Here is a 23,411-nt window from a genome sequence, read left to right on the forward strand (position 1 = left end):
TAAGCCATATTAAGTAGAGATTTGATGACGCGTATCAAGTTTTTAAGGCGATCTTGTGATGGTCAAAATGACTCTCTTTGTTCATGTCCAGCAGGGCGTCGTCGAAGTTGAGGATGGTTGGCTTATCAGCGTTTCCCTTCACTACCAGCACTCCATCCATCTCCGCTATTTTCTACTAGACTTGAGTTAAACCGTTGGTTCTTTTCAGATGTGGCACATTTGTCTTCGCGCTTCTGAATGGTCTTGCCCTCTGCCGGAGCTTTCATAAGTGGAATTCAAGGATTACTACCAAGTGCTCGGGGTGACGAAAACCGCAACGGCCGAGGAGATCAAGAAGGCCTATCGCAAGCTGGCGCGTAAGTTTCATCCCGATGTCAGCAAGGAGCCCGAAGCCGAACAGCGTATGCAAGAGGTTAATGAGGCCAAGGCGGTACTGTCGGATCCAGAGAAACGTCTCGCCTATGATCAGCTTGCACAGCAGTATCGGTCGGGGCAAGATTTCCAGCCACCCCCTGACTGGGATTCGGGCTTCGAATTCAGTGGTCGTGGCTTCGAAGAGGCTGATCTGGGTGAGTTCAGTGACTTCTTTGCCAACCTGTTTGGTCAAGGCGGCCGGGCAGGGGGAGGCGGTCGCCGCTATCAGATGCGCGGAGAGGATCGTCATGCCAAGATCAACATCGACCTGACGGATGCTTTCCACGGTGCCAGCCGGACGATTACCCTGCAAGTGCCACAGGTCGATCCGCAAGGCCGCGTAATTTCCCGGGAACACTCGCTTAGCGTACGCATACCCAAGGGCATTAAGGCGGGCCAACATATTCGCCTCTCTGGACAAGGCAGTCCCGGTGTCGGGGGTGGCCCGGCAGGTGACCTGTACTTGGAGATCCACTTCACATCGGATTCGCGTTATCGGGTCGAGGGACGGGATGTGTATCAAAAGGTGCCGGTGACGCCTTGGGAGGCTGCTCTTGGGGCCAGCATCGAAACCCCGACTCCCTCAGGGGTGGTGAAACTCAAGGTGCCGGCGGGGTCACAGACGGGTCGACGATTGCGCCTGAAGGGGCGAGGTATCCCAGGGCAGGAGCCGGGGGATCTTTATGTGGAACTTGAGGTGGTGCTGCCCCCAGCCGATACCGACAAGGCACGCGAGCTGTATCAAACCATGGCGCAAGAACTTGCTTTCGATCCGCGCCAACGGAAGGGAGGCTAGGACATGGCGCAGCGTATCATTAGCGGCGAACTGATCGACGAGGCGACTCTAACCCTTGAGGATTTGGCGCGCGCCTGCTCGGTAGAAATAGATTGGGTCGTCGAGCGCATTGAAAGTGGCCTGTTGGCCGATGGTTCGCCTTATGTGGCGAGTTGGCGCTTCACTAGTCGTGATCTGACCCGCGCCCGACGGATGTGCCAGTTGGAGCGTGACTTCGAAGCCGCGCCCGAACTTGCCGCCCTGGCGACGGACTTGATCGAGGAGAACCAGCGCCTAAGGGATCGATTGCGGGCTGCGGGACTGGCTACTGACTAGTACTGCACGCACGATAAAGCCCCCAACAAGCCTAGGGAATGGCGGTTGTCGGCGAGGACAATAACCCATGACACATATAGAGCCCCACCGGTCTCATCGGACGGGTTGGCTGCGCGCCGCAGTGCTGGGGGCGAACGACGGTATAGTCTCGACCAGCAGCCTTATTCTTGGTGTCGCGGCGGCCAATACAACCCAGAGCGATATCATGCTAGCTGGCATTGCGGGACTGGTGGCCGGTGCCATGTCGATGGCTGCTGGAGAGTATGTTTCGGTAAGCTCTCAGGCCGATACCGAAAACGCCGATCTTGAAATCGAGCGTAAATCGTTGGCTGAGGGTTACAAGGACGAGGAGGAAGAGCTTGCCGCTATCTACGAAGCTCGTGGTCTAACAGCTGAGTTAGCAGGTCAAGTCGCCCAGCAACTGATGACAAACGATGCTCTAGGCGCTCACGCGAGAGATGACATTGGGATAACCGACAACAGCCAAGCAAAACCACTCCAGGCGGCACTTTCATCGGCCTCCACTTTTACTATTGGTGCTCTGTTGCCATTGTTGGTCGCTTGGTGGGCGCCGCACTCACACTTGATCATGCTGGTGGCGTTGTTCTCGTTGTTTTTTCTGGCGCTCTTGGGCGCTATTGCTGCTCGCGTTGGAGGAGCACCAATCCTAAAAGCCGCAGTGCGCGTGATGTTCTGGGGTGCGCTCGCAATGGCCTTAACAAGCGCCATAGGCCGCTTGTTCGGCGTGGTGGCATAAAGGAAGCAATTGAGTAATGCTTTCTAGAGGTCGGCGCAATCTCTGCAATGGGTCGTGTAGGGCAAGGCTTCAAGACGACCGGAAGTGATCGTATTCCCACACTCCTCGCAACGGTCACCAACCCGAGCATCGATGCGTGCCAGGGCGCGCTCGATCTGGGCCAGTTCTTCCTCGGCTTCATCTTCCAGCTTGGCGACCACTTCGTCGTTGTGGACTTCTAGTGCCTGCTCATCAAGATCCTTGTCCAGAGCGCCGTTGATACGGTGCTGATGATCTTCGTAGCGTTGTACGCGGGCCAGGAGTTCAGTCTTCAGGCTTTCCAACGTAGCTTTTCTGTCTTGCATGGTTGTCATCCATTTTATGTTGTCTATTCGAATCAAAGAATAGTGTTATTAAGTGGCATGTAAGGCGCATTGTTTTTGATGCAGCTCAATAGCTCACACTTGTTTTACATAGCTTCCCGGCGCGTCCTCAAGCGGTGGGTAATCGGTTGAGCCAATGGTTGGCGCAGGGGCTTGATGCCTTGAGCGCTCCGCTAACCATTCCTGCCAGGCGGGCCACCAAGAGCCAGCCTGAGTGGGCGTTTTTTCTAACCAGGTTTCTGGATCGATGTAAGGGTCGCCTTCGCGCGTAGTTGCCATGCGGTAATGTCGACGGGGATGCTCGGGTGGGCTGACGATGCCCGCGTTGTGGCCGCCGTTGGTGAGCAGGAAGGTGACTTCTGGCGCATCGGAAAGTAGGTGCAGCTTGTAGGTGGAGCGCCAGGGGGCGACATGATCCCATTCGGTGCCAACACAGAAGATCGGCACCTGTATATCGCTTAAAGTCACTGGACGATCACCCACTCGCAAACGGCCTTCGGCAAAATCATTGTTCAAAAAGAGCTGGCGTAGGTATTCGGAATGCATGCGGTAAGGCATGCGGGTCGCGTCCGCGTTCCAGGCCATTAGATCATTCATGGGTTGTCGTGTAGCCAGCAAGTATTCGTTAACGATTCGCGACCACACCAGGTCATTGGAGCGTAGGATCTGGAACGCCCCTGCCATTTGCTTGGTATCCAGAACCCCTTGGGACCACATAAGGTCTTCTAGAAAAGCGAGTTGCTTTTCGTCAATGAACAGCATCAGTTCACCAGCCTCGCGGAAATCGGTCTGAGCGGCGAAAAGAGTTAATGACGCCAGCCGGTCGTCTCCATCGCGAGCCATGGCCGAGGCGGTTATGGCCAATAGCGTACCCCCCAGGCAATAGCCGATGGTATGGACCTTCTGGTTGGGGATGAGGTGATTGATGACATCGAGACTGTCCAGGATGCCTTGGCGACGGTAATCGTCCATCCCAAGGTCGCGATCCTCTTCCGTCGGGTTGCGCCAGGAGATCATGAAGACGGTATGTCCCTTGTCAACCAGGTATTTGACCAGCGAATTATTTGGCGACAGGTCGAGGATGTAATACTTCATAATCCACGCCGGTACGATTAGTAACGGCTCAGCGTGGATGTCTTTAGTGGTTGGCGCGTATTGGATTAACTCGATCAAGTGGTTTCGATACACGACCTTGCCTGGCGTGACCGCAACGTCACGTCCCAATACATAGTCTTCGATCCAGGCCGGTTTTTTGCCTAGCCATTGATTCTGAGCATCTTCCCACCAGTTCTCCATGCCCCGGAGCAAGTTGGCCCCGCCGGTGGTCAAGGTCTTCTCAAGCACGACGGGGTTGGTCAGCACATAGTTAGAGGGAGAAAACACATCGAGCCACTGACGGGCTCCAAACTCTAGCGCCTGTTCATGGTGAGGCGACAGCCCCCGCAGGCCAGTGGTGGCGTTATACCACCACTGCTGTTGCAGGAGAAAACTTTGGTAAAGCACATTGTAAGGGAAGTAGCGCCAAGCAGGGTCTCGAAAACGGTGGTCTTGAGGCAAAGGCGTTATACAGGGAGCAGCCTCGGGGTTGAAGGCCGAATGGCTTGTCCATTGCACCAAACGCAGTTGCTTCTTTACGGCTTTCTGCATTAGGTGGGCCTGGGAACCGGGTGAGAGAGCCAGGCTGGACAGCCAATCGAAGTAAATCAGCATGACCGATGCGGGAGAGATTCCCAGCGTCAGCTTAGCCAGCGAGGAACGCACAAGCCTGTCCAGGCTGTCGCGTTGAGTTTCGTCGAGCAGCATGGGCGCTAACCCTCAAAGCTTAAAGATTAAAGATCCTATAACTTTTCTGTGTCCCGTATCACGCTCCGCTTATCTCGCGGTTGATAAGGATTGCGTTATTCGACTCAGGGCCTCAGAGTTCGAACCAAATGCGTTCTCGAAAATCGTCACTGAGTTCAGATACCCTGCGCATACGGTTATAGGTGGCCTCTGACATGTCGCCTGCAATTCTATGATAGCAAGATGCCATTGTTGTTGGGGTTTGCGGCCCCTCGAGGCCGGTCATGCAGTGCGTAAGCTTGATGTAGAAGGGCGCCACCGTCGAAATGAAATCAAGCTCGTGACGCAAGGCGTCGTTGACTGTTTCTAGCCAAATGCGTTGAAGCTTGACCGCTGAGTTAGTGGTTTCCACCCAAGGCTGATACCAGATATCGAGCAAGCTATCGTCGGCTACTGGCGGAGGCGACTTGGACTTGGGAAGCTGTAGGGTTGTCATTTTTTGGCTCCTCCTGTTGAAGGTAAATCAGTATAGCCGTCCTCTATTTGACTGCGGATTTTTAAAAGCCTGTGATTTGATCGGCATCAATTTTGTGACGATAAAAGACTTCTGTATGGGCCTGAGTAATACGCAAGCATGGGCTCTTTAATACGGGCTTGTATCAATTATTTGGTTCTGTCTTGCTGCATTTTGTAATGCTTAAAAGTTTTTAAGGGTTGTTGTTAGTTAGCTAATTTATTGTTTGATGGAAGTTATTTTTTTAATGTAGTTTTCAATTACCGTTGATATAAATCTGCTGCAGATCAAGTTTTTATTAATTGAGTCTTTTGTTTTTTAGAAAGCTTTTTTTGAAGAGAGGTGATGCTTAAAAGCTAAGGATTTTAACTAAATATTTTTAGCTTATTTTGAGGTTGTTTTTCATTTTGTTTTTGGCGTAAAAGTTGATGGAGGTCATGGAAGAAAAGCTCTATTTCGCTCTAGGATAGTAACTGAACATCTAGTTAATATCCTCTTATTGATAGCGAGGTAAGCATGCCATGGAAAAACTAAAAGAACTTACCCTTTTGCCACAAGAGCAACTTGATTTAGCTTATTCGCATGAAGCGCTTGAGTTGGGTCGTTACCGATGGCTGGCACTTAGGTTTCTCCCAATTGATCCACCAGTGAGCAGGTTGATGAGTGCGATAGCCTTGGAGTGTGTGCACCGCCTTTGCAGCTTGGAAGATGCCGCTAAACGGATAGAGCTAGGTGCCTGCGTTAGTGAGCATCCGTCACGGGAACCTCATCCGTTCTTCAGTAAATACAAACAGCATTTTTTTGTTGTCGATGAACCCATGGGGCGGCAGCTTCTAGATCTAGCGGCGGAAGCCGCGAAAGAGACATACACGTTTTTTGGCTGGCTTCTGGAAACGAATGCCACCCCAGAGCTGCATCAACCATTTTTCAGCATTTTGACTCAGAAACAAAATGAGTATCGCGTACTTCAAGAGTGCCGACAGCAGTGGAAAACAGGCTTTTCTGAAGCCTGCTTGGCCATATGAGAAATTAAAAAATTAATCAATACTAATAAGAACGCTAAGCTAGGGGGAAGTCCATAGCAGGAATTTTCCCCTATAAATCCAAAAAGTTATCTGCATTATCAAGCACTGTCTTCATTTCATTGTTCGGCAATACTTGTTAAACCTTCAGGATCAAGAATGCAGTATTCGTGCCCTCTGGCTGATAATAAACCTTGTTTCTGGAAGCGCTTGATGATTCGGCAGGCAGTCTCGGACGCCATACATAAGTAATTAGCGATTTCTTGTCTTGACATCGGTAGCCGGAAAGAATGAGGAGAACAACCTTGATTACGAAATTTATATGACATAGTAATAAAAAAGCCAGCCACTTTAACGTCAGATGGTTGGTTTAAAATCTGCCATAATCGTGTGTGCTCATCGTGCATGGCTTCGCTCAAACAGCAGATCAATTCTTTAAGCCTCGCTTCAGGACTGGATAGGTCTTCAATACATCGGAATGGTATTAGCCGCAAGCCGGATGTCTCGACAGTGGCGACGGTGCCGGCATAGCATCTATACCCGATGGCATCCAGCCCAATTACATCGCCGGGTAGGAAGAAATGGGTAATTAGTTCATCATACCTACGCTGGTAACTCTGTTTTAACATACCGCAGTGGACAATATATAATCCTTCAAAAGGGTCGCCTTGGTTGATCAACGTAGTTTTTTTCGCAAGGTAAACATGGGATTAGAAAGGCGTCTCAATGCCTCGGTGTACGAAAATGACGAAAAAGGAAGTTTCTTACCTTGTCGAGTTTGTTGATTTTCGGTCGTGAGTGACATAGCCATATCCGCTTTCCTCCATAGCCCAAGTATTGCAAAAATAAAACTGCAACTCTTGGGGGCTAGTTTCAATGCCTATAACAATCTGAATATTGGCTAATTATTTAAAAAAATGGTCATTGTTTTGGTAGCAGACGGTGTTGTTTTACTTAACATTTTTTAAGCTATTTAGATAAGTCTATACCGCATCATTGATAACGCAATGAAACAGTCGCCACCTTTGACAGGCTACTGTTAAATTCGCAGGCCACCGTTAAGCGCTACCATCTGTTTCAGCCTGTGAAGGCTTGCCATTGGTCGCCTGTCCGGCATAGGCAGCCTCAAGTTTTTCGTCTCTGCACAACGACTAAAAAAATAGATTGATATGGATCAAACTGGGACTGCTTTACTCGTGTCCTTAGGCGGCAAGACAACTATGCTCGTTGTATGGGTATAAGGTTATGATGTTAGATGTATAAATTATGAAAAACCTTAATACCACCGTTTTCCAGAATGGTGCTCTGTGTTATGGCCGCTAAGACCCATGAAATCATGCAGGCAAAGGCTAAAGATCCCCTAAGGAGGTAATTTCCATGTCCAGCCCCATTGTGACCCACTTCTTCGATGAGCCAACCAATACCTTCAGCTATGTAGTGCAGGATCCCAACAGCAAAGCCTGCGCGATCCTCGATTCGGTTCTGGACTTCGACTACGCCGCAGGGCGAACGGACGTGCGTTCTGCCGATGAGATCATTGCCTTCATCAAGGCCGAGGGGCTTAGCGTGGAATGGATACTTGAAACCCATGTGCATGCTGACCATTTATCTGCGGCGCCCTACCTGCAAGATACGCTGGGTGGCAAGACGGGTATCGGCGCCAAGATCATCGAGGTGCAAGAGATCTTCGGCAAGGCCTTTAATGCCGGCACCGAGTTTGCTCGTGATGGTAGCCAGTTTGACCGGCTCTTCGAGGAGGGCAATACCTTCAGTATCGGCGGTATGGAAGGGCGGGTGCTGCACACGCCGGGGCACACGCCGGCCTGCCTAACCTACGTCATCGGCGATGCCGCCTTCGTGGGAGACACCCTGTTCATGCCGGACTACGGTACCGCACGCTGCGATTTCCCAGGCGGCGATGCGCGCACCCTATACCGCTCGATCCAAAAGGTGTTGGCCTTGCCAAGCGAGACGCGTTTGTTCCTTTGCCATGACTACAAGGCACCCGATCGCGATACTTACCAGCACGAGACCAGCGTGGCTAAGCAGCGTGAGAACAACGTGCATGTCCATGAGGGCGTCAGTGAGGACGAATTCGTGACGTTGCGCACCGAGCGCGACGCCACGCTGAACATGCCCAAGCTGATCCTGCCGTCGGTGCAGGTTAATATGCGCGCCGGCCACATGCCGCCAGCCGAGGATAACGGTCAAGTCTATCTTAAAGTACCTATCAACAAGTTCTGAGTGTCGTTTATGAGTGCTCCAGTCCGGGCTGGTCTTGGCCTTGCTTTGCCGATGGGTAGCCGCTCACCCCACGCGCACGTAGCACACGTTTTTCCAACTCCACGACTAGGTAAATCGCTAAGCTACTGATTAGGATAACGCCCCAGTGACCGAGGGTGAGTCCTTCGCTGGCGAAGATCACCTGCATAAAGGGCAGGTACGTCCAGCCTAGTTGCAGCAGCACGATGGTGCCGATGGAGACCCAAACTGGGCGGCTGCCGAAGAGTCCCGCCCTGGTGAGGGTACTGCGTAGCAGGAAGCGACTGTTGATCAGGTAGGCGGCGCTACCCATCACCAGCATATTGACCGCACCGGTACGGGCGAGCATCTCACTGCCCCCGTGGTGAAGTATCCAGCCGAACATGCCAAATACGCCCAGCAGTAGTAGCAGGGAGACAAAAACCACCCGCCAGAGCAGGAAGAGGTCAAGCAGCGAGGCGTCGGGATCCCGTGGCGGACGGATCATAATGTCTTTTTCGGCTCCCTCGAAGGCCAGTGCCAGGCCCAGTGTCACTGCCACGACCATGTTGACCCAAAGCGCCTGCAGTGGCGTCACCGGTAGGGTAGTGCCGGCCAGCACGGCGAGCATGATTGCCAAGCCCTGGCCGCCGTTGGTCGGCAGCAGGAAGGTAATGGTCTTACGGATATTATCGTAAACTTTGCGACCCTCGCGGATGGCCCCGACGATGGTGGCGAAGTTGTCGTCGGCCAGCACCATCTCAGCGGCTTCCTTGGCAGCCTCGGTGCCCTGGATGCCCATTGCCACGCCGACGTCGGCGCGTTTGAGTGCCGGGCCGTCGTTGACCCCGTCGCCCGTCATGGCGCAGATGCCGCCTCGCGCTTGCATCGCCTTCACCAGGCGTAGTTTGTGCTCTGGGGCGGCGCGCGCGAAGACGTCCACTTCGAGAATGATGGCTTCAAGCTCGGCATCCGACATCGCCTCGATCTCGCGTCCGCTGATGGCGCGCTCAGTGTGGGCAAAGCCCAGTTGTTTGGCGATGGCCAGTGCCGTTACTGCATGGTCGCCGGTGATCATCACCGGGCGGATGCCCGCGGCGAGGCATTCCTTCACCGACTCGATGGCCTCCTCTCGAGGCGGATCGAGCAACCCCACTAGGCCTAGTAGCGTCAGTCCCTCTTCGGCGTGCTCGTCTTCTAGCTCGTGAATATCGTGGATCGGCTTTTCGGCTAGTGCTAGCACCCGCAGGCCGCGGGATGAGAGTTCCTGAATACGCTCTTCCCAGAGCTCTCTATCCAGTTCGCTATCCTGCCCATGAACGCGCACTCGCTGGCACATCTCCAGTAGACGATCTGGAGCGCCCTTGACCATCAGCATACGTTCGCCGTCCTCTTCATGAAGAGTGGCCATGTACTTGCGCTCGGACTCGAAGGGAATAGCATCATGTCGCGAGTGGTTGCTTCGAAGTGTGCGTGCGTCTAGCCCTGCCTTGGCAGCGGCGACCACCAGAGCCCCTTCGGTCGGGTCGCCCTGGATCTGCCAGCGGCCTTCCTCCTTGGCAAGCTCAGCGTCATTGCAAAGCACGCCGGTTTTGAGGAAGTGACGAAGGGCGTGAACCTCGTCCAGGTCAAGCGCAGTGGTCTCCGGCTCGCCGTCCTTTAGCCAATAGAAACTACCTGTAGGGGCAAAGCCGGTGCCTTCGATGTGTATCGCCCCTTCGGGTAGCCAGATTGTCTCGGCGGTCATCTCGTTGCGGGTTAGGGTGCCGGTCTTGTCGGAGAAGATCGTAGAAATGGAGCCCAGCGTTTCTACCGCAGGTAGGTGACGGATGATGGCATTGCGGCGTGCCATGGCCTGTACGCCAAGGGCCAGCCCAATAGTGACGATGGCAGGCATGCCCTCGGGAATAGCGGCCACTGCCAGACCCACAGCGGCCATGAACATGTCGACCAGTGGCTGGCCGTGCACTAGCACGCCGAAGGCACCTGTGAGCACCGCGGCCGCGAGAATGAAGAAAGCTAGTATTTGGCCAGCGCGATCGATCTGGCGTAGCAGCGGTGTCTTGAGCTGCTCGACACCGCGCAGCATTTCGGAGATACGCCCGATCTCGGTGCGCGCCGCGGTCTCTACCACTAACCCGCGCGCATTGCCCTGAACCACAATAGTACTGGCATACGCCATGCTGGAGCGGTCGCCCAGGTCGGCATCTTCAGCGACCGCTCCGGTTTGCTTATCGACCGGGGTTGACTCTCCGGTCAGTGAGGCCTCATCGCTGCGAAAACGTCGCGCCTCTAGTAGGCGTAGGTCTGCTGGCACCCGGTCGCCGCTTTCCACCAGCACGATGTCGCCCGGTACCAGTTCCTCGGCGGGAATTGTCTGGCGCTTGCGGTCGCGAAGCACCTCGGCCTGGGGCGACAGCATCTGGCGGATGCTTTCCAGTGCTTTCTCAGCTTTGCCCTCCTGGATGAAACCGATCAGGGCGATAATCAGTACTACACCGAAGATCACCACGGCGTCGAGGGTATGACCTAACCCCAGGCTGGCGATGGACGCCATGATCAGCACTAACATCAGGATGTTATTGAACTGCACCAGGAGGCGTTGCCACCACGGGCGTGCCTGAGCCTGCTTGAGCTGGTTGAGGCCGTGAGTGGCCAGGCGGTGCTCGGCTTCACGGGCATCGAGCCCCTCTGTGGTGCTGTCGAGACTTGTCAGTGCCTCATCCACCGCCAGGGCATGCCAAGCGATGTTCTTGATGCGGTTGGGGGTGGTCATTTTTTCTCCGGCGTAACCTGGGCGTGGGATGGCCAGATTTTAAACAGCAGCATCAAGCAAGGCATTGATGCAGAGCATAATGTCGCAATAACTTATTGAGCTTATAATGGCTTTTAGGCTGGGGTATCGTTCCACGGCGGCTTTAAGATGCTGTCATTAAACGAATCCAGATTTTCCATGTTGAGATCTTCATGAACTGAGGTTAGCTGGAAATCTAATTTAATTCATGGTGTTCGTTTTGGCACAAAGGTCGATCCAAGCAAGGTAAACTATCGCTCATTGACGGCAATTGGCCCCTAGTAATGCAACGAATTGAAGAACTAACTGAGGTGGGTGATCGTTATTTTGATGGCCTGGCCGATAAATTCTCGCGCTCGCTATATCAAGCGCCGCGGGGCGAATTGCGTTTGGCGATGCTCGACTATCTGCTCCCGCAAATGCTGGATTTATCACAGCAGCCAGTATTGGACGTTGGCGGCGGGTTGGGCCAGCAAGCCGCGTGGTTTGCTCAGCGCGGGCATGACGTCACTTTGACAGAGCCGTCAGCCGATATGCTCAATTACGCCCAAGCATGGCACGCGGAGTCTACCGAGTTGCCGCCAGAATCCATTACCTATGTTCAGGCCCCGCTTCAGCGACTTAACTGTGAGCTTACCGGCCCTTGGTCGCTGATTACCTGCCACGCAGTGCTGGAATGGCTGGGCGACCCGCGGGCGGCAATGGCGTCATTAGCCGCGCTGCTCGCCCCCGGTGGGCAATTGAGCTTGATGGTGTTTAATCGTGATGCGTTGCGTTTTTCCAATGCCATGAAGGGTAACTTGGAAAAAGTCCTGAGCGACCGGTTAGAAGGGCAGGGCAGGCGGCAGCGATTAACACCTATTTCGCCGGTAACCCACCGTCAAGTGGTGCAGTGGAGCGCGGACAATCACCTAACAATTGAGGCGGTGGCGGGCATTCGTGTCTTTCAGGATTACCTGTTCCATCCGCCGGCCAACGAGGCTGAGCGTGAAACACTGCTGACGCTCGAGAAACAGTACTGTCGCCAAGATCCGCACTGGCGACTGGGCCGATATCTGCTGTATACCCTCACCAAACCGGAGACCTCTGAATGAGTGCCCAAACCCCAGCGTGCCAGCTGTTAGAGCGCCAAAAAGATAACGTTACAGGGTTGTGGGTGGTTGGCCCGCCAATCGATAGCTGGCTGATTGATCAATCGGCGGGAGTGGTAAGTGGTGATTGTGACGCACTGCGTGAATGGCAGGCGAAAGGCAAGCAATCCCGAACGCCTTTTGAACTGGCTGATGGCGACTTACAGGGGAAAAAGATTGTACTGTTTTGGCCGAAAGCTCATCAGTTGGGTATTTGGTGGCTGAAGTGGTTATGTGAGCAGTTGCCCAGCGGGACGCCGTTAGAGGTTGTGGGTGAGCACCAAGGGGGCATCAAAAGAGTTCCCAAAATGCTGGAAGAGTTGGGCATGCCTTGCGATAAACGCGATAACGCCCGGCGCTGTTCGCTCTTTGCCACACAGACGGTAGCGCTAGATTCGGCAAGCGATAGTGCTTGGCAGACATTCGAGGCATTAGGCTTAACGCTGGCCAGTCATCCCGGCGTTTTTGGTCACGGTAAAGTCGATGAAGGCACGTTGTTACTGTTGGAAAGCATTGACGACAGCCTACCCAAAAAGCCGCTTAAGGTGCTGGATATGGGCTGTGGCGACGGCATTATCAGCGCCTGGTTAGCCCAGCGTGGTCACCATGTTACCGCGGTGGACGTCAGCGCTTTTGCCGTCGAAGCTTGCAAACGCACATTAGCCGCCAATGGGCTAGCGGGCCGTGTTGTCAGCAGTGATGTGTTCAGTGCCCTTGAAAGCGAGCAGTTTGACTGGATTATCAGCAATCCACCCTTCCATAAAGAGCGCGATATCAGCTACGGCCCCAGCCAGCGCTTGATCAACGAGGCACCTGAGCATCTAAGCGCAGCGGGGCGTCTGGTGATCGTAGCCAATGGCTTTTTGCCCTATCCCGACCACTTACAACGCGCTTTTCAGGACGTTCAAACCCTGGCGGATAACCGCCGCTTTAAGGTTTACGGCGCGAATAAACCAGCGCGTTGATGGTGAGTTGTCTTTTATAAGGATATAAGTTCTTAGCTAGCTAATCATATTTTTGTTACGACTAAAGACTAGAAGATACGATCTTTTTTTTATTCTAACCTAACTACCATACTAGTCATATCAGCATTGTTGGCCATGTGTCACAGGCTCCTCTCTTAGGATCAGCAGTTATGCACACGACACTAGAAACGCTATGGCAGGAAACCCACGATGGAGACTCGGTTCGCCAGCGGCTATTTCAGGTGCTGAGGCAGTCGATTATTCAGATGGTGCTGGCACCGGGTCAGGCGTTATCGGAAAAGGAGATTGCTGAGACGTTTTCGGTTAGCCGCCAGCCGGTGCGGGAGGCTTTCATAAGACTTTCTGAGGCTGGGCTGGTGGAGGTGAAGCCCCAGCGTGGTACTTATGTGGTGAAAATATCTCAGCGGGCGGTACTGGAAGCGCGCTTTGTGCGCGAAGCGGTCGAGGTAGCGGTCGTAAAGCTGGCGGCTGAAAAGGGGGTTGAACCAGCAATACTGACAGAGCTACATGATTTGTTAGCACGCCAGCGTCGCTGTATAGAGCCTAATGATAATGATCGGTTTTACCGCCTTGACGAAGCCTTTCATCGAACACTTTCGCTTGGAGTAAAACAGCAGGCTGCCTGGAAAGTCATTGAAGAAGTTCGGGCGCAGCTCGACCGAGTTCGCTATCTCAGTGTGCCTGAGAGCACCCCACTATCACGGCTGATTGATCAACATACCAGCATCGTCGATGCCATTGAGGCGCGTAACGTCCAGCAAGCTGAAGAGGCAATGTGTATCCACTTGCGTGAGATTCTGGTTTCTATGCCCGACCTGGTTCGTCGTTTCCCCGCAATGTTTGAAGAAAATCAACGCTTCGAATCACAAGAAAACCAACCACTGATGGAGGGAGCGATACAATGAAGATCGAGCGGGCTTACACCATTGTGACCTCGCCGGGGCGCAATTTCGTGACGCTGAAGATTGTGACCGACCAGGGTGAGTACGGCATTGGCGATGCAACGCTCAATGGTCGTGAAATGGCTGTGGTGGCGTATCTGGAGGAGCACGTAATTCCGACACTAATCGGGCGCGACCCTCAGCGTATCGAAGATATCTGGCACTACCTTTACCGCGGCGCTTACTGGCGGCGTGGCCCCGTCACCATGAGCGCGATTGCTGCCGTAGACATGGCGCTTTGGGATATTAAAGCAAAGCTTGCGGGCATGCCGTTGTACCAATTGTTAGGTGGTAAGAGTCGTGATCGGGTGATGGTGTATGGTCATGCAACGGGACGCGATATTGAAGCCTGCCTGGAAGAAGTCGCCCGCCATGTCGATGAAGGTTATAAAGCAGTACGTGTGCAAGCAGGGGTGCCAGGTATTGCCAGTATCTACGGTGTCGCCAAAAAAGATGGCGAGCCCTACGAGCCAGCCGATTCTGATTTGCCTGATGAGCATGTTTGGAGCACCAGCAAATACTTAAACCACGTACCTAAACTGTTTGCCGCGGTAAGGGAACGATTTGGCGATGATTTGCATGTTCTACACGATGTTCACCACCGTCTGACGCCTATTGAAGCTGCCCGTTTGGGCAAAGAGGTTGAGCCCTACCATCTATTCTGGCTTGAGGACTGCGTACCGGCTGAAAACCAGGAAGCGTTTGGCCTTATTCGCCAACACACCACCACACCTTTGGCCGTGGGCGAAGTCTTTAACAGCCTGTTTGATGCCAAAGCGCTGATTGAAAACCAATGGATCGACTATATTCGCGCCACCCTGACGCATGCCGGGGGGATTACCCACGTGCGCCGAATCGCCGATTTAGCCGGGCTTTATCACGTGCGTACCGGCTTCCATGGGCCAACGGATCTATCACCGGTTTGCCTGGGTGCGGCGATTCATTTTGATACCTGGGTACCCAATTTTGGTATTCAGGAATACATGCCGCATTCCAGCGCAACTGACGAAGTCTTCCCCCACGATTATCGCTTTGAAGATGGTCACTTCATCGTCGGCGAAAAGCCAGGGCACGGCGTTGATATCGACGAAAAGCTAGCCAAACAATATCCCTATAAGCGTGCCAGCCTGCCGGTGAATCGGTTGGAAGACGGCACTCTATGGCATTGGTAAGGAGATTTACGTCAATGAAAGCATTCCAGGTTAAAGCGCCTCACGACTACCAGGTAGCCGATATTGATGTGCCAACCGCTGCTGCTGAAGAAGTGCTTGTCCGCGTAGCCTTTGCCGGCATCTGTGGCTCAGACATGCATATTATCCATGGCGATAACGCCTTTGTACGTTTTCCTCGCATCACCGGCCATGAGTTTGCCGGGGTAGTGGAGGCGGTAGGTGATGGCGTGCAAAACGTCGCCGTTGGGGATCGCGTGTGCATCGACCCCGTTATCAGCTGTGGTGAGTGCTACCCCTGTCGGATTGGCCGCCCTAACGTGTGCAGTTCGCTTGAAGTCATCGGCGTGCATCGCAACGGTGGTTTTGAGGAGTCTGTCGCCGTTCCTGCCGCTAACGTTCACCACCTGCCTGATCATATCGGGTTAGACGCTGCTGCCTTGGTAGAGCCTTACACCATTGCGGCTAACGTGCTGGATCGTATGCAGCCGCATCCTGGTGACCGGCTAATGGTTCTGGGCGCCGGGGTGATTGGCCTGACGATCCTGCAGATGGCCCTGGCCAAGGGCATCGAAGACGTCATCGTGACGGATGTGATTAACGAGCGATTGGAAGCAGCAAACCAGCTCGGAGCGACACACGTGTTCAATAGCCGCGAGCAGGATATCGAACAAGAAGTGCTTGCCTTGACCCAAGGTGAAGGCGTGCCACTGATTGCGGATGCGGCCTGCGTGCCAGCGCTTTTACCTCAAATGCTGCGCTTGGCGTCCCCAGCCGGACGGATTGGTTTACTGGGCTTTAGCGTTCAGCCAAGTGAACTCGTGCAGCTAGAAGTCATTAAGAAGGAGCTGACCCTGGTGGGGTCACGGCTTAATAATCGCAAATTTCCGGAGGTGCTTGAGCTAATGGCAAGTGGCCAGTTGGATCCATTGGCGTTGGTGAGCCATCGGCTGCCACTCAATGACATGCCAAGTGCTATCGACATGCTTGATCACCGACCAGAAGAGGCCCGAAAAGTGCTGATTCAAATCAGTGCTTAAAGGCTAACCACGCCAACTCGCGCGTCATTAACAACCTACAACACCAGTGTGCAGGAGAGAAAAATGATTAAACAACTACTATCCAGTGCGGTTCTTGGGGCTGCCATTTTAAGCAGTCATTCACTCATGGCGGCGGACTATACGTTGCAGTTTGGCCATTTAGCGAATGAGCAGAATATTTGGCACCAGGCCGCCGAAAAGTTTAAAGAGGAAGTGGAAGCGAATTCCGACGGACAGATTGAGGTGCAACTCTATCCTAACGAGCAACTCGGCAATGAAATGGACGTGATCAACAGTATCCAGTTGGGTACGGCGGATATGACGATCACCGGAGAAAGCTTGCAGAATTGGGCGCCGAAAGCCGCGATGATGGCGGTACCTTATGCTTTCCGCGACTCCGAACATTTGCATGCCGCGGTAAACGGTGAGGTCGGCGCTGAGATTGAAGCGCAAATCACCGAGCGCACCGACTTGGTTCCCCTGGCGTGGTTTGAGCGTGGCCCACGTCAACTGACTTCTAATCGTCCTATCCGCACGCCTGATGAGCTGGATGGCCTGCGCCTGCGTGTGCCTAACGTGCCGCTGTTCGTCGATACATGGCAAGCTCTGGGCGCACGCCCCACGCCAATGGCCTTTAGCGAAGTGTTCACCGCGCTTCAGCAAAACACCCTGGAGGGCCAGGAAAACCCGCTTAGTCTGATTGAGAGCGCCAGCTTCAATGAAGTGCAGGACTACGTCAACATGACCGGGCATGTGCGCAGTTGGATCTATGTGGTGATTGGGCGTAATCAGTTGGAAAGTATGCCTGAAGAGCTCCAGCAAGTGGTTCGCGATGCGGCCCAGACCATGCAAGCGTATGAAGCTGAACTGTTTACTGAGGATCAGGCACGCCTTGAGCAAGCGCTACAGGAGCGTGGCATGGAATTTGTAGACGCCGATGTTGAGGCCTTTGCTGAGAAGGCGCGTCCCGCCGTGCTAGAGGCCTTAACTGAAGAACAGCGCGAACTCTTCGACACTATCCAAGACTTGTAAGGTTGCAGGTAAGGACACTAGTGAATTGCTAATTGAGGTGGGCTGGCATTGCGCCAGTCCATTTCCTCATTGCAAAAGCAGCCTATCCATGAGGATACGTTTATGCACTCGGATCAAAAAGCGCTTGAACAGGAAGCGTTAGAGAGTCTGGATTCACTGTCGGCGGTGCCTAAGCTACAAGGCCCCATTGGGCGCGTGATTGGTTGGGTTGATACTTGCTTTTTGACCTTGGCCGTTGTGGCACTTGTCGCTATTGCTGCCACGGTACTCCTACAAATTTGTTCGCGGTTATTTTTACCGTTTTCCATTGCGTGGACCGAAGAACTTTCCCGCTACCTGTTTGTTTATATGGTGGCGCTATCGGTCGGCGTGGTATTGCGACAGAACCGCAATATCAGTGTTGAGCTTTTTCATCACCTATTGGGGCCGCGTATGCAAGCGGCTTTCCAAGTGCTGATTTGCTTGTTGATTGGCCTGTTTGCCTTTTTGGTGCTGCCTTACGCTTGGCAATATGCGCAAAACGGCACATGGCAGACCTCGCCAACGCTTCATGTTCCCATGCTGTATATCTTTTTCTCAACGGTTGTCACCTTTGGGCTACTCCTGGTGTACAGCTTACTGGGATGCCTTGAGGGAATTATCGCAATGTGTCGCTCCTCTGCCTCCCTTCAGGAGTCGTAAGCATGGAAGTTATTATCCTCTTTAGCGTTTTCTTGATTCTGCTCTTGGTTGGGATGCCCATCGCGTTTTCGCTGGGGTTAGCCTCGCTCTCTTATCTTCTGCTTGAAGGCATTTCACTAACCATTGTACCGCAGCGTATGTATGCGGGTATCGATACGTTTGTGCTGCTCTGTATTCCAGGCTTTGTGCTGGCAGGCAATCTAATGAACGTGGGCAATATCACCGAACATATCGTGCGTTTCTCCAATGCGTTGTTGGGCCATATTCGTGGTGGGCTTGGCTTGGCCAACGTGGCGGGGTCGATGATTTTTGGCGGTATCTCCGGCACGGCGGTTGCCGACTCAGCCAGCATCGGTTCGGTCATGATTCCAGGTATGGCGCGCTCAGGTTATGACAAACCGTTTGCTGCTGCAGTGACCGCCGCATCGTCAACCGTTGGGCCGATTATACCGCCCAGTGTGCCGATGATTATTGCCGGTTCACTCAGCGGTATTTCGGTAGGCCGCATGTTCCTGGCAGGGGCTATTCCCGGCTTGTTGCTGGGGCTCGCCATGATGATTACGGTGTATATCCTGGCCGTTCGTCGCGGCTACCCAAAAGAAAAGCGGGTATCTTTCCTTCAACTGCTGCGTGAAGCGAAAACAGCTTTCTGGGCGCTCTTGATGACCGTGATTATTCTCTACGGCATCATTGGTGGTTTTTTTACACCCACGGAGGCATCCATCGTTGCCAGCCTTTATGCCTTAGTGGTTGGTATGTATGTCTATAAAGGGTTGTCGTGGAAAAAGCTTCCGGCAATTTTATCTGACACTGTATTGACCTCTTCGGCACTGCTGCTGATGGTAGGTCTGGCGAATTTGTTCGGCTGGATACTCACCAGTGAACAGATCCCTCAGATGATTGCCGCGCTTATCCTCTCCATCAGTGATAACCCACTGATAGTTTTACTCATACTTAATCTCATCTTGCTATTCGTTGGCGCGTTTATGGAAACCATCGCCGCGCTGATCATTCTTTTCCCGGCATTGGTGGGGGTAGCCACTGGCGTCGGTGTCGATCCGGTTCATTTTGCGGTCATCGCGGTATTGAACTTGATGATTGGCCTTACCACGCCACCGGTTGGGGTGTGCCTCTTCGTAGTGGCGGGGATTGGTAAACTGCCGATGTTGACGGTCGCAAGAGCCATCGTGCCATTTTTACTATGTAACTTAGCGGTGCTGTTATTGGTAACTTACGTTCCAGCTATTTCACTTTGGCTACCCAACTTATTGATGGGGAGTAATTAACGATGGCTTTACAGCGTATTGAAGCCTCATCCAAAAGCGGCCAGATCGGAGTCGTTCATCTGGGCCTGGGCGCCTTTCATCGTGCCCATCAAGCGGTGTATTTAGAGCGTTACCGTCAGCGCACTGGCGACCTTCAGTGGGGCGTATGCAGCGCCAACCTCCGATCTAGCATTGGCTTGGTAGATAGCCTGCGCGATGCTGACTACCGCTATCAGGTAGCCGAGTACGCTGACAGCGACACCCTCACGCTGCGTGAAATAGGTGTGATCGAGGAGACGCTATTCACTGGTCAGGATCGTGCGGGTAACTGGGGCCGCGACCGTGATGCTTTACTGGCGCGGTTGGCATCCGCCGATACGCGAATCGTGACGTTGACCGTCACTGAGAAAGGGTACTTTCTAAACCCCGCCAGCGGAGAGTTAAGAGACGACGACCCGATGATCGCCAGCGATATGGCATCGCCACAGCAGCCACGCACCGCGCCAGGGCTATTGGTAGAAACGCTATCTCGGCGGCGCGAAGCAGGCATCGCCCCCTTCACCGTGCTTTCTTGCGACAACATGCCCGATAACGGCAAGCGTACACGCCAAGCGGTAGTGCAACTGGCCGAGCAGCGTGACCCCGCACTGGCTCGCTGGATCGCCAATGAAGTGGCGTTTCCCTGCAGCATGGTGGATCGCATTGTGCCCGCGATGACGGACGCTGACTTTGAGCGTTTAGCGGCACTGGGAGTTGCCGATCCAAACGCCGTGGTGTGCGAAGCATTCACTCAGTGGGTGGTAGAAGACGACTTTCCACTAGGGCGGCCGGACTGGGAAGCCGAGGGCGTCGAGATGGTCGCCGATGTGGCGCCGTTTGAAACCATGAAGCTACGCATGCTGAACGGCAGTCATTCGCTGCTTGCCTATCTGGGTGCAGTGGCAGGTATCGAGACGGTTGTTGACGGTATTAATTACGCCGAACTCCGGGCGCTGTTGCGTCGCTATATGCTCGAAGAGGCGGCGCCGACGCTTGAGATGCCCGAAGGGATCGACTTGGAAGCCTATGCTGACTCGCTATTGAACCGTTTTGCTAACGACAGCCTGCGCCATCGCCTGCAACAAATTGCCATGGATGGTAGCCAGAAACTTCCCCAGCGCTGGCTCTCCGGCGCGTTGAAGCGCATTAACGCCGGGCAGTCATCGCCGTGCGTGGCGCTGGGCATGGCCGCCTGGATTCGTTATACCGCCGGCGAAGACCTGCAAGGCAATCAATACCCCGTGGATGACCCGCTAGCCAAGCGTTTCAAGGCGTTACATCACGCGCATGGGGCAGATAGCGCTGGATTGGTAGCGGCCTTTTTAGCCATGGATGATGTGGTACCCAAGGAACTGGCCGCAGATAAGTCGTTTGCCCAGTCCGTGCTGACCGCGTATCAGACGTTGACCCAAGATGGCTTGGATGGGGCGCTCTCAGCACTTGAAAGCAGATAACAAAAGGAGATCACCATGGAGCATACGTGGCGCTGGTTTGGCCCGCAGGATGCCATACGCCTGGACGAAATTCGCCAGACCGGCGCAACAGGTATTGTCACGGCCCTGCATGATGTACCCAATGACCAAGTGTGGTCAGTCGCTGCTATTCGTGAGCGCAAAGAGATGATCGAGGCGGCCGGGTTACGCTGGTCGGTTGTGGAAAGCGTGCCGGTGCATGAGTCAATCAAGAAGGGCCTGCCCGAGCGAGATGCACTGATTGCAACCTACTGCCAGACACTGCGCAACCTGGCGGACTGCGGTATCGACACCGTTTGCTACAACTTTATGCCAGTGCTGGATTGGACGCGTACCGACCTGACCTATGAACTGCCCGATGGCGCTTTGGCCCTACGCTTTGATCAGGTGGCGTTTGCCGCCTTTGATCTTTATCTGCTTCAGCGGCCAGAGGCTGATAAAGAGTACAGCGCCGAGGAGAAAGCCCAGGCACGCCGCTATCTGGACGCGTTAGATAGCGCAGGGCGCGACAAATTAGTCAATACACTGATCGCTGGGCTACCGGGTGCCGAAGAGCACTACACCCTTGAGCAGTTTCGCGCTGTATTGGAAGAGTACGCTGATATTGATGCCGCTCGGCTGCGAGAAAACCTTGGCTACTTTCTGCAGGCAGTGATTCCGGTGGCAGAAGAGGTGGGCATCCGTATGGGCATCCACCCGGATGACCCGCCCCGGCCGCTGCTGGGGCTGCCCCGAGTTGTCTCGACTCACGAGGATGCCCAGTGGATTGTTAATCGCGTACCCAGCCCAGCCAATGGCTTGACGCTTTGCACGGGCTCTTACGGCGTTCGTGAAGATAATGATTTGGTGGCTATGACTCGCCACTTTGCCCCGCATATTCACTTTATCCATCTGCGTGCCACAAAGCGCGAAGCGGATGCCCTCTCTTTCTACGAGGCGTCTCACCTGGCGGGTGATGTGGATATGGTGGGAGTGATACATGCCCTGGTAAATGAAGAGCGTCGGCGTGAACGCGAGGGCGGGGCGCGCTTACCGCTGCGCCCGGATCATGGCCACCAACTGCTTGATGATCAACAGCGCAATACGGCACCGGGCTACCCGCTATACGGGCGCATGCGAGGCTTGGCTGAATTGCGGGGGGTTGAAGCTGCGATTCGTCGCTTATCTACGTAGGGGCGGCCACGGCTTGGTGAAATGGCTTTCCCTATAAAACTTGCGGCTAGTGAAAGATGGTGTCTGGTCGCTATTCAATGGAGTCATCGAGATGAAAGTACAAAAAGATTTAGAACAACAAAGCTCGAGTATCCCAAAAAGCAACACCGGGCTTTCCAGGCGCTCGTTTTTGCAGGCCATAGGTGCGAGCGCAGCCTGGGCAGCAACGGCTCAAAGCGCCTTCGCACAGAACTCGGGCCCGACGGATTCGCTGGCGAGTGGTCAGTACCTGTATGTCGGCACTTACTCGTCACCCAACACGGCACCCGGTGGCGTTGTCCCAAGTGAGGCCGAAGGCATCTATGTCTACAAGATGAATCTTGAAACCGGTAACCTGAGCCACGTCCAGACGGTAAGGGACGACAATCCGTCGTTCTTGGCAGTGGCACCCTCGAAGCGCTATCTATACTGTGTCAACGAGCTTGGCGTGGATGACAAGGGAGCGCCGCTAGGGCGTGTCAGTGCCTACAGAATTGATGAGCGTAGTGGGCACCTGACGTTGATCAATACTCGCTCTACAGCAGGCTCCTGGCCCTGTCATTGCGCCGTCCACCCCTCAGGTGACTATCTATTTGCGGCCAACTACGGTACTGGTACCTTTTCTGTCTTTCCGCTTGGCGATGATGGTGATATTGAGCCCATGAGCGATCAGTATCAGGCGTCAGGTAATGGAAGTGGGCCAGACCCAGTTCGTCAGGAAGGTCCACATGCTCACATGATGCTGTCCAACCCTGGGGCTGAGCATGTTTTTGGTGTGGATCTTGGCGGTGATTCGATTCTTGCTTGGGAACTCGATCCAGCCACTGGAAAGTTAGTGCCGGGGCCTGTTCCCTATGCCAACGTGCCATCCGGCAGCGGCTGTCGCCATTTAGTGTTCCACCCTGATGACAATCGGGCATATGTCATCAACGAACTTTCGTCCACCATCGACGTGTTCGATTTCAACCCCCGAAGGGGAGCATTCGTCTGGCTTCAGTCGATCTCGACGTTGCCGCAAGATACCGCTTACACCCGCCCATCATTCAATCCCGATAATCCAGGTGAAGTGCCAACGGGTACGAATACGACGGCAGAAATCAGAATTCATCCGAGCGGGCGTTGGCTCTACGCCACTAATCGAGGGATGGATAGCGTCGCCATGTTCGAGGTTGACCCCGGTTCCGGGAAGTTGACTTCTGCAGGCTGGGTCCAGAGCCAAGGCCAGATTCCGCGAGGCATGAACATCGAGCCTTCAGGCACTTTTCTTTACGTAGGCAACCAGAACTCGGACACTATTGTAGTCTTTCGAATTAAGTCGGATGACGGGCAACTCGAAGGACCCCTCCATATTATCGATAGCCCGGTTCCGGTCGACTTCGCGTTTGGCTCCTTTGTGCGAAGTTGAGGTGGTTCAGTGCGTAACGCTCTAGCGAGAAGGGACGCTATCGCGTTGTTACTGGCTAAGCTT

21 protein-coding genes and 1 pseudogene are annotated in these 23,411 nt (G+C 54.0%); 16 read left to right on the plus strand and 6 right to left on the minus strand.

Going from position 1 to position 23,411, the window contains the following annotated elements; all coding sequences use genetic code 11:
- Positions 1–268: 268 nt before the first annotated feature.
- From BLR97_RS03920 to BLR97_RS03930, 3 genes are all read left to right on the plus strand, one after another.
- Complete coding sequence (locus BLR97_RS03920) at positions 269–1,210, plus strand: DnaJ C-terminal domain-containing protein (protein ID WP_089702715.1); 942 nt, start codon at positions 269–271, stop codon at positions 1,208–1,210.
- Positions 1,211–1,213: 3 nt separating this feature from the next.
- Positions 1,214–1,525: a chaperone modulator CbpM gene (locus BLR97_RS03925; RefSeq protein ID WP_089702717.1), complete on the plus strand. Its 312-nt coding sequence runs from the start codon at positions 1,214–1,216 to the stop codon at positions 1,523–1,525.
- Between the two features lie 67 nt (positions 1,526–1,592).
- Positions 1,593–2,282, plus strand: coding sequence for a VIT1/CCC1 transporter family protein (locus tag BLR97_RS03930; RefSeq protein ID WP_089702719.1), 690 nt, complete (start codon positions 1,593–1,595; stop codon positions 2,280–2,282).
- Between the two features lie 23 nt (positions 2,283–2,305).
- On the opposite strand, the gene BLR97_RS03935 is transcribed toward BLR97_RS03930, so the two are convergent.
- The 3 genes from BLR97_RS03935 to BLR97_RS03945 all read right to left on the minus strand — a co-directional run bounded on the left by BLR97_RS03935 (position 2,306) and on the right by BLR97_RS03945 (position 4,922).
- The gene (locus tag BLR97_RS03935; RefSeq protein ID WP_089702721.1) at positions 2,306–2,626 is read right to left on the minus strand and encodes a TraR/DksA family transcriptional regulator; all 321 of its coding nucleotides are present in this window, start codon (positions 2,624–2,626) and stop codon (positions 2,306–2,308) included.
- A 93-nt stretch (positions 2,627–2,719) separates the two neighbouring features.
- Positions 2,720–4,447 carry a PHA/PHB synthase family protein gene (locus BLR97_RS03940; RefSeq protein ID WP_089702722.1) on the minus strand — a complete coding sequence of 576 codons (1,728 nt, stop codon included), beginning with the start codon at positions 4,445–4,447 and terminating at the stop codon, positions 2,720–2,722.
- Between the two features lie 112 nt (positions 4,448–4,559).
- On the minus strand, positions 4,560–4,922 hold the full coding sequence (locus tag BLR97_RS03945; protein ID WP_089702724.1) for a hypothetical protein: 363 nt from the start codon (positions 4,920–4,922) through the stop codon (positions 4,560–4,562).
- Between the two features lie 539 nt (positions 4,923–5,461).
- On the opposite strand from BLR97_RS03945, the gene BLR97_RS03950 reads away from it, so the two are divergent.
- Positions 5,462–5,965, plus strand: coding sequence for a hypothetical protein (locus BLR97_RS03950; RefSeq protein WP_089702726.1), 504 nt, complete (start codon positions 5,462–5,464; stop codon positions 5,963–5,965).
- 116 nt (positions 5,966–6,081) lie between these two features.
- On the opposite strand, the gene BLR97_RS19905 is transcribed toward BLR97_RS03950, so the two are convergent.
- Together BLR97_RS19905 and BLR97_RS20140 are read right to left on the minus strand one after the other, a co-directional pair.
- On the minus strand, positions 6,082–6,369 hold the full coding sequence (locus tag BLR97_RS19905) for a helix-turn-helix domain-containing protein (RefSeq protein WP_244511200.1): 288 nt from the start codon (positions 6,367–6,369) through the stop codon (positions 6,082–6,084).
- Between the two features lie 66 nt (positions 6,370–6,435).
- A pseudogene (locus BLR97_RS20140) lies at positions 6,436–6,651 on the minus strand (cyclic nucleotide-binding domain-containing protein); the annotation flags it as partial.
- Between the two features lie 688 nt (positions 6,652–7,339).
- On the opposite strand from BLR97_RS20140, the gene BLR97_RS03960 reads away from it, so the two are divergent.
- Complete coding sequence (locus BLR97_RS03960; RefSeq protein WP_089702729.1) at positions 7,340–8,206, plus strand: MBL fold metallo-hydrolase; 867 nt, start codon at positions 7,340–7,342, stop codon at positions 8,204–8,206.
- A gap of 7 nt (positions 8,207–8,213) precedes the next feature.
- Here BLR97_RS03960 and BLR97_RS03965 read toward each other — a convergent pair whose 3' ends face one another.
- Positions 8,214–10,979: a cation-transporting P-type ATPase gene (locus BLR97_RS03965; protein ID WP_089702731.1), complete on the minus strand. Its 2,766-nt coding sequence runs from the start codon at positions 10,977–10,979 to the stop codon at positions 8,214–8,216.
- Positions 10,980–11,281: 302 nt separating this feature from the next.
- Here BLR97_RS03965 and BLR97_RS03970 point away from each other — a divergent pair, with 302 nt between their 5' ends.
- The 11 genes from BLR97_RS03970 to BLR97_RS04020 all read left to right on the plus strand — a co-directional run bounded on the left by BLR97_RS03970 (position 11,282) and on the right by BLR97_RS04020 (position 23,348).
- Positions 11,282–12,091 carry a methyltransferase domain-containing protein gene (locus BLR97_RS03970; protein ID WP_089702733.1) on the plus strand — a complete coding sequence of 270 codons (810 nt, stop codon included), beginning with the start codon at positions 11,282–11,284 and terminating at the stop codon, positions 12,089–12,091.
- Positions 12,088–13,092, plus strand: a complete 1,005-nt coding sequence (locus BLR97_RS03975) for a methyltransferase (RefSeq protein WP_089702736.1) — start codon at positions 12,088–12,090, stop codon at positions 13,090–13,092. The genes BLR97_RS03970 and BLR97_RS03975 overlap by 4 nt, the downstream gene beginning before the upstream one ends.
- Before the next feature lie 170 nt (positions 13,093–13,262).
- Positions 13,263–14,018: a GntR family transcriptional regulator gene (locus BLR97_RS03980; RefSeq protein WP_089702738.1), complete on the plus strand. Its 756-nt coding sequence runs from the start codon at positions 13,263–13,265 to the stop codon at positions 14,016–14,018.
- Positions 14,015–15,226 carry a D-mannonate dehydratase ManD gene (gene manD / locus BLR97_RS03985; protein ID WP_089702739.1) on the plus strand — a complete coding sequence of 404 codons (1,212 nt, stop codon included), beginning with the start codon at positions 14,015–14,017 and terminating at the stop codon, positions 15,224–15,226. The genes BLR97_RS03980 and manD overlap by 4 nt, the downstream gene beginning before the upstream one ends.
- A gap of 14 nt (positions 15,227–15,240) precedes the next feature.
- Entirely contained in the window at positions 15,241–16,263 is a 1,023-nt protein-coding gene (locus BLR97_RS03990) for a Zn-dependent oxidoreductase (protein WP_089702742.1), read from the plus strand.
- Between the two features lie 63 nt (positions 16,264–16,326).
- Positions 16,327–17,295 (plus strand): TRAP transporter substrate-binding protein, encoded by a 969-nt coding sequence (locus BLR97_RS03995; RefSeq protein ID WP_089702743.1) that lies wholly within the window; start codon positions 16,327–16,329, stop codon positions 17,293–17,295.
- Positions 17,296–17,397: 102 nt separating this feature from the next.
- Positions 17,398–17,976 carry a TRAP transporter small permease gene (locus BLR97_RS04000; RefSeq protein ID WP_089702745.1) on the plus strand — a complete coding sequence of 193 codons (579 nt, stop codon included), beginning with the start codon at positions 17,398–17,400 and terminating at the stop codon, positions 17,974–17,976.
- Between the two features lie 2 nt (positions 17,977–17,978).
- Positions 17,979–19,262 carry a TRAP transporter large permease gene (locus BLR97_RS04005; protein WP_089702747.1) on the plus strand — a complete coding sequence of 428 codons (1,284 nt, stop codon included), beginning with the start codon at positions 17,979–17,981 and terminating at the stop codon, positions 19,260–19,262.
- Between the two features lie 2 nt (positions 19,263–19,264).
- Positions 19,265–20,734 (plus strand): mannitol dehydrogenase family protein, encoded by a 1,470-nt coding sequence (locus BLR97_RS04010; protein WP_089702749.1) that lies wholly within the window; start codon positions 19,265–19,267, stop codon positions 20,732–20,734.
- 15 nt (positions 20,735–20,749) lie between these two features.
- Positions 20,750–21,925, plus strand: a complete 1,176-nt coding sequence (gene uxuA, locus BLR97_RS04015; protein ID WP_089702751.1) for a mannonate dehydratase — start codon at positions 20,750–20,752, stop codon at positions 21,923–21,925.
- 91 nt (positions 21,926–22,016) lie between these two features.
- On the plus strand, positions 22,017–23,348 hold the full coding sequence (locus tag BLR97_RS04020; protein ID WP_089702753.1) for a lactonase family protein: 1,332 nt from the start codon (positions 22,017–22,019) through the stop codon (positions 23,346–23,348).
- The last annotated feature ends 63 nt before the right edge of the window (positions 23,349–23,411 follow it).

Source organism: Vreelandella arcis, from assembly GCF_900103865.1.
Classification (GTDB): Bacteria; Pseudomonadota; Gammaproteobacteria; order Pseudomonadales; family Halomonadaceae; genus Vreelandella; species Vreelandella arcis.

Coding starts and splice junctions, on each gene's coding strand:
- BLR97_RS04005 (WP_089702747.1), top strand. CDS start 17,979: ATGGAAGTTATTATCCTCTTTAGCGTTTTCTTGATTCTGCTCTTGGTT.
- BLR97_RS04020 (WP_089702753.1), top strand. CDS start 22,017: ATGAAAGTACAAAAAGATTTAGAACAACAAAGCTCGAGTATCCCAAAA.
- BLR97_RS03930 (WP_089702719.1), top strand. CDS start 1,593: ATGACACATATAGAGCCCCACCGGTCTCATCGGACGGGTTGGCTGCGC.
- BLR97_RS03995 (WP_089702743.1), top strand. CDS start 16,327: ATGATTAAACAACTACTATCCAGTGCGGTTCTTGGGGCTGCCATTTTA.
- BLR97_RS19905 (WP_244511200.1), bottom strand. CDS start 6,369: ATGCACGATGAGCACACACGATTATGGCAGATTTTAAACCAACCATCT.
- BLR97_RS03940 (WP_089702722.1), bottom strand. CDS start 4,447: ATGCTGCTCGACGAAACTCAACGCGACAGCCTGGACAGGCTTGTGCGT.
- BLR97_RS03970 (WP_089702733.1), top strand. CDS start 11,282: ATGCAACGAATTGAAGAACTAACTGAGGTGGGTGATCGTTATTTTGAT.
- uxuA (WP_089702751.1), top strand. CDS start 20,750: ATGGAGCATACGTGGCGCTGGTTTGGCCCGCAGGATGCCATACGCCTG.
- BLR97_RS04000 (WP_089702745.1), top strand. CDS start 17,398: ATGCACTCGGATCAAAAAGCGCTTGAACAGGAAGCGTTAGAGAGTCTG.
- BLR97_RS03935 (WP_089702721.1), bottom strand. CDS start 2,626: ATGCAAGACAGAAAAGCTACGTTGGAAAGCCTGAAGACTGAACTCCTG.
- BLR97_RS03990 (WP_089702742.1), top strand. CDS start 15,241: ATGAAAGCATTCCAGGTTAAAGCGCCTCACGACTACCAGGTAGCCGAT.
- BLR97_RS03945 (WP_089702724.1), bottom strand. CDS start 4,922: ATGACAACCCTACAGCTTCCCAAGTCCAAGTCGCCTCCGCCAGTAGCC.
- BLR97_RS03975 (WP_089702736.1), top strand. CDS start 12,088: ATGAGTGCCCAAACCCCAGCGTGCCAGCTGTTAGAGCGCCAAAAAGAT.
- BLR97_RS03950 (WP_089702726.1), top strand. CDS start 5,462: ATGGAAAAACTAAAAGAACTTACCCTTTTGCCACAAGAGCAACTTGAT.
- BLR97_RS03980 (WP_089702738.1), top strand. CDS start 13,263: ATGCACACGACACTAGAAACGCTATGGCAGGAAACCCACGATGGAGAC.
- BLR97_RS03960 (WP_089702729.1), top strand. CDS start 7,340: ATGTCCAGCCCCATTGTGACCCACTTCTTCGATGAGCCAACCAATACC.
- BLR97_RS04010 (WP_089702749.1), top strand. CDS start 19,265: ATGGCTTTACAGCGTATTGAAGCCTCATCCAAAAGCGGCCAGATCGGA.
- BLR97_RS03925 (WP_089702717.1), top strand. CDS start 1,214: ATGGCGCAGCGTATCATTAGCGGCGAACTGATCGACGAGGCGACTCTA.
- BLR97_RS03965 (WP_089702731.1), bottom strand. CDS start 10,979: ATGACCACCCCCAACCGCATCAAGAACATCGCTTGGCATGCCCTGGCG.
- manD (WP_089702739.1), top strand. CDS start 14,015: ATGAAGATCGAGCGGGCTTACACCATTGTGACCTCGCCGGGGCGCAAT.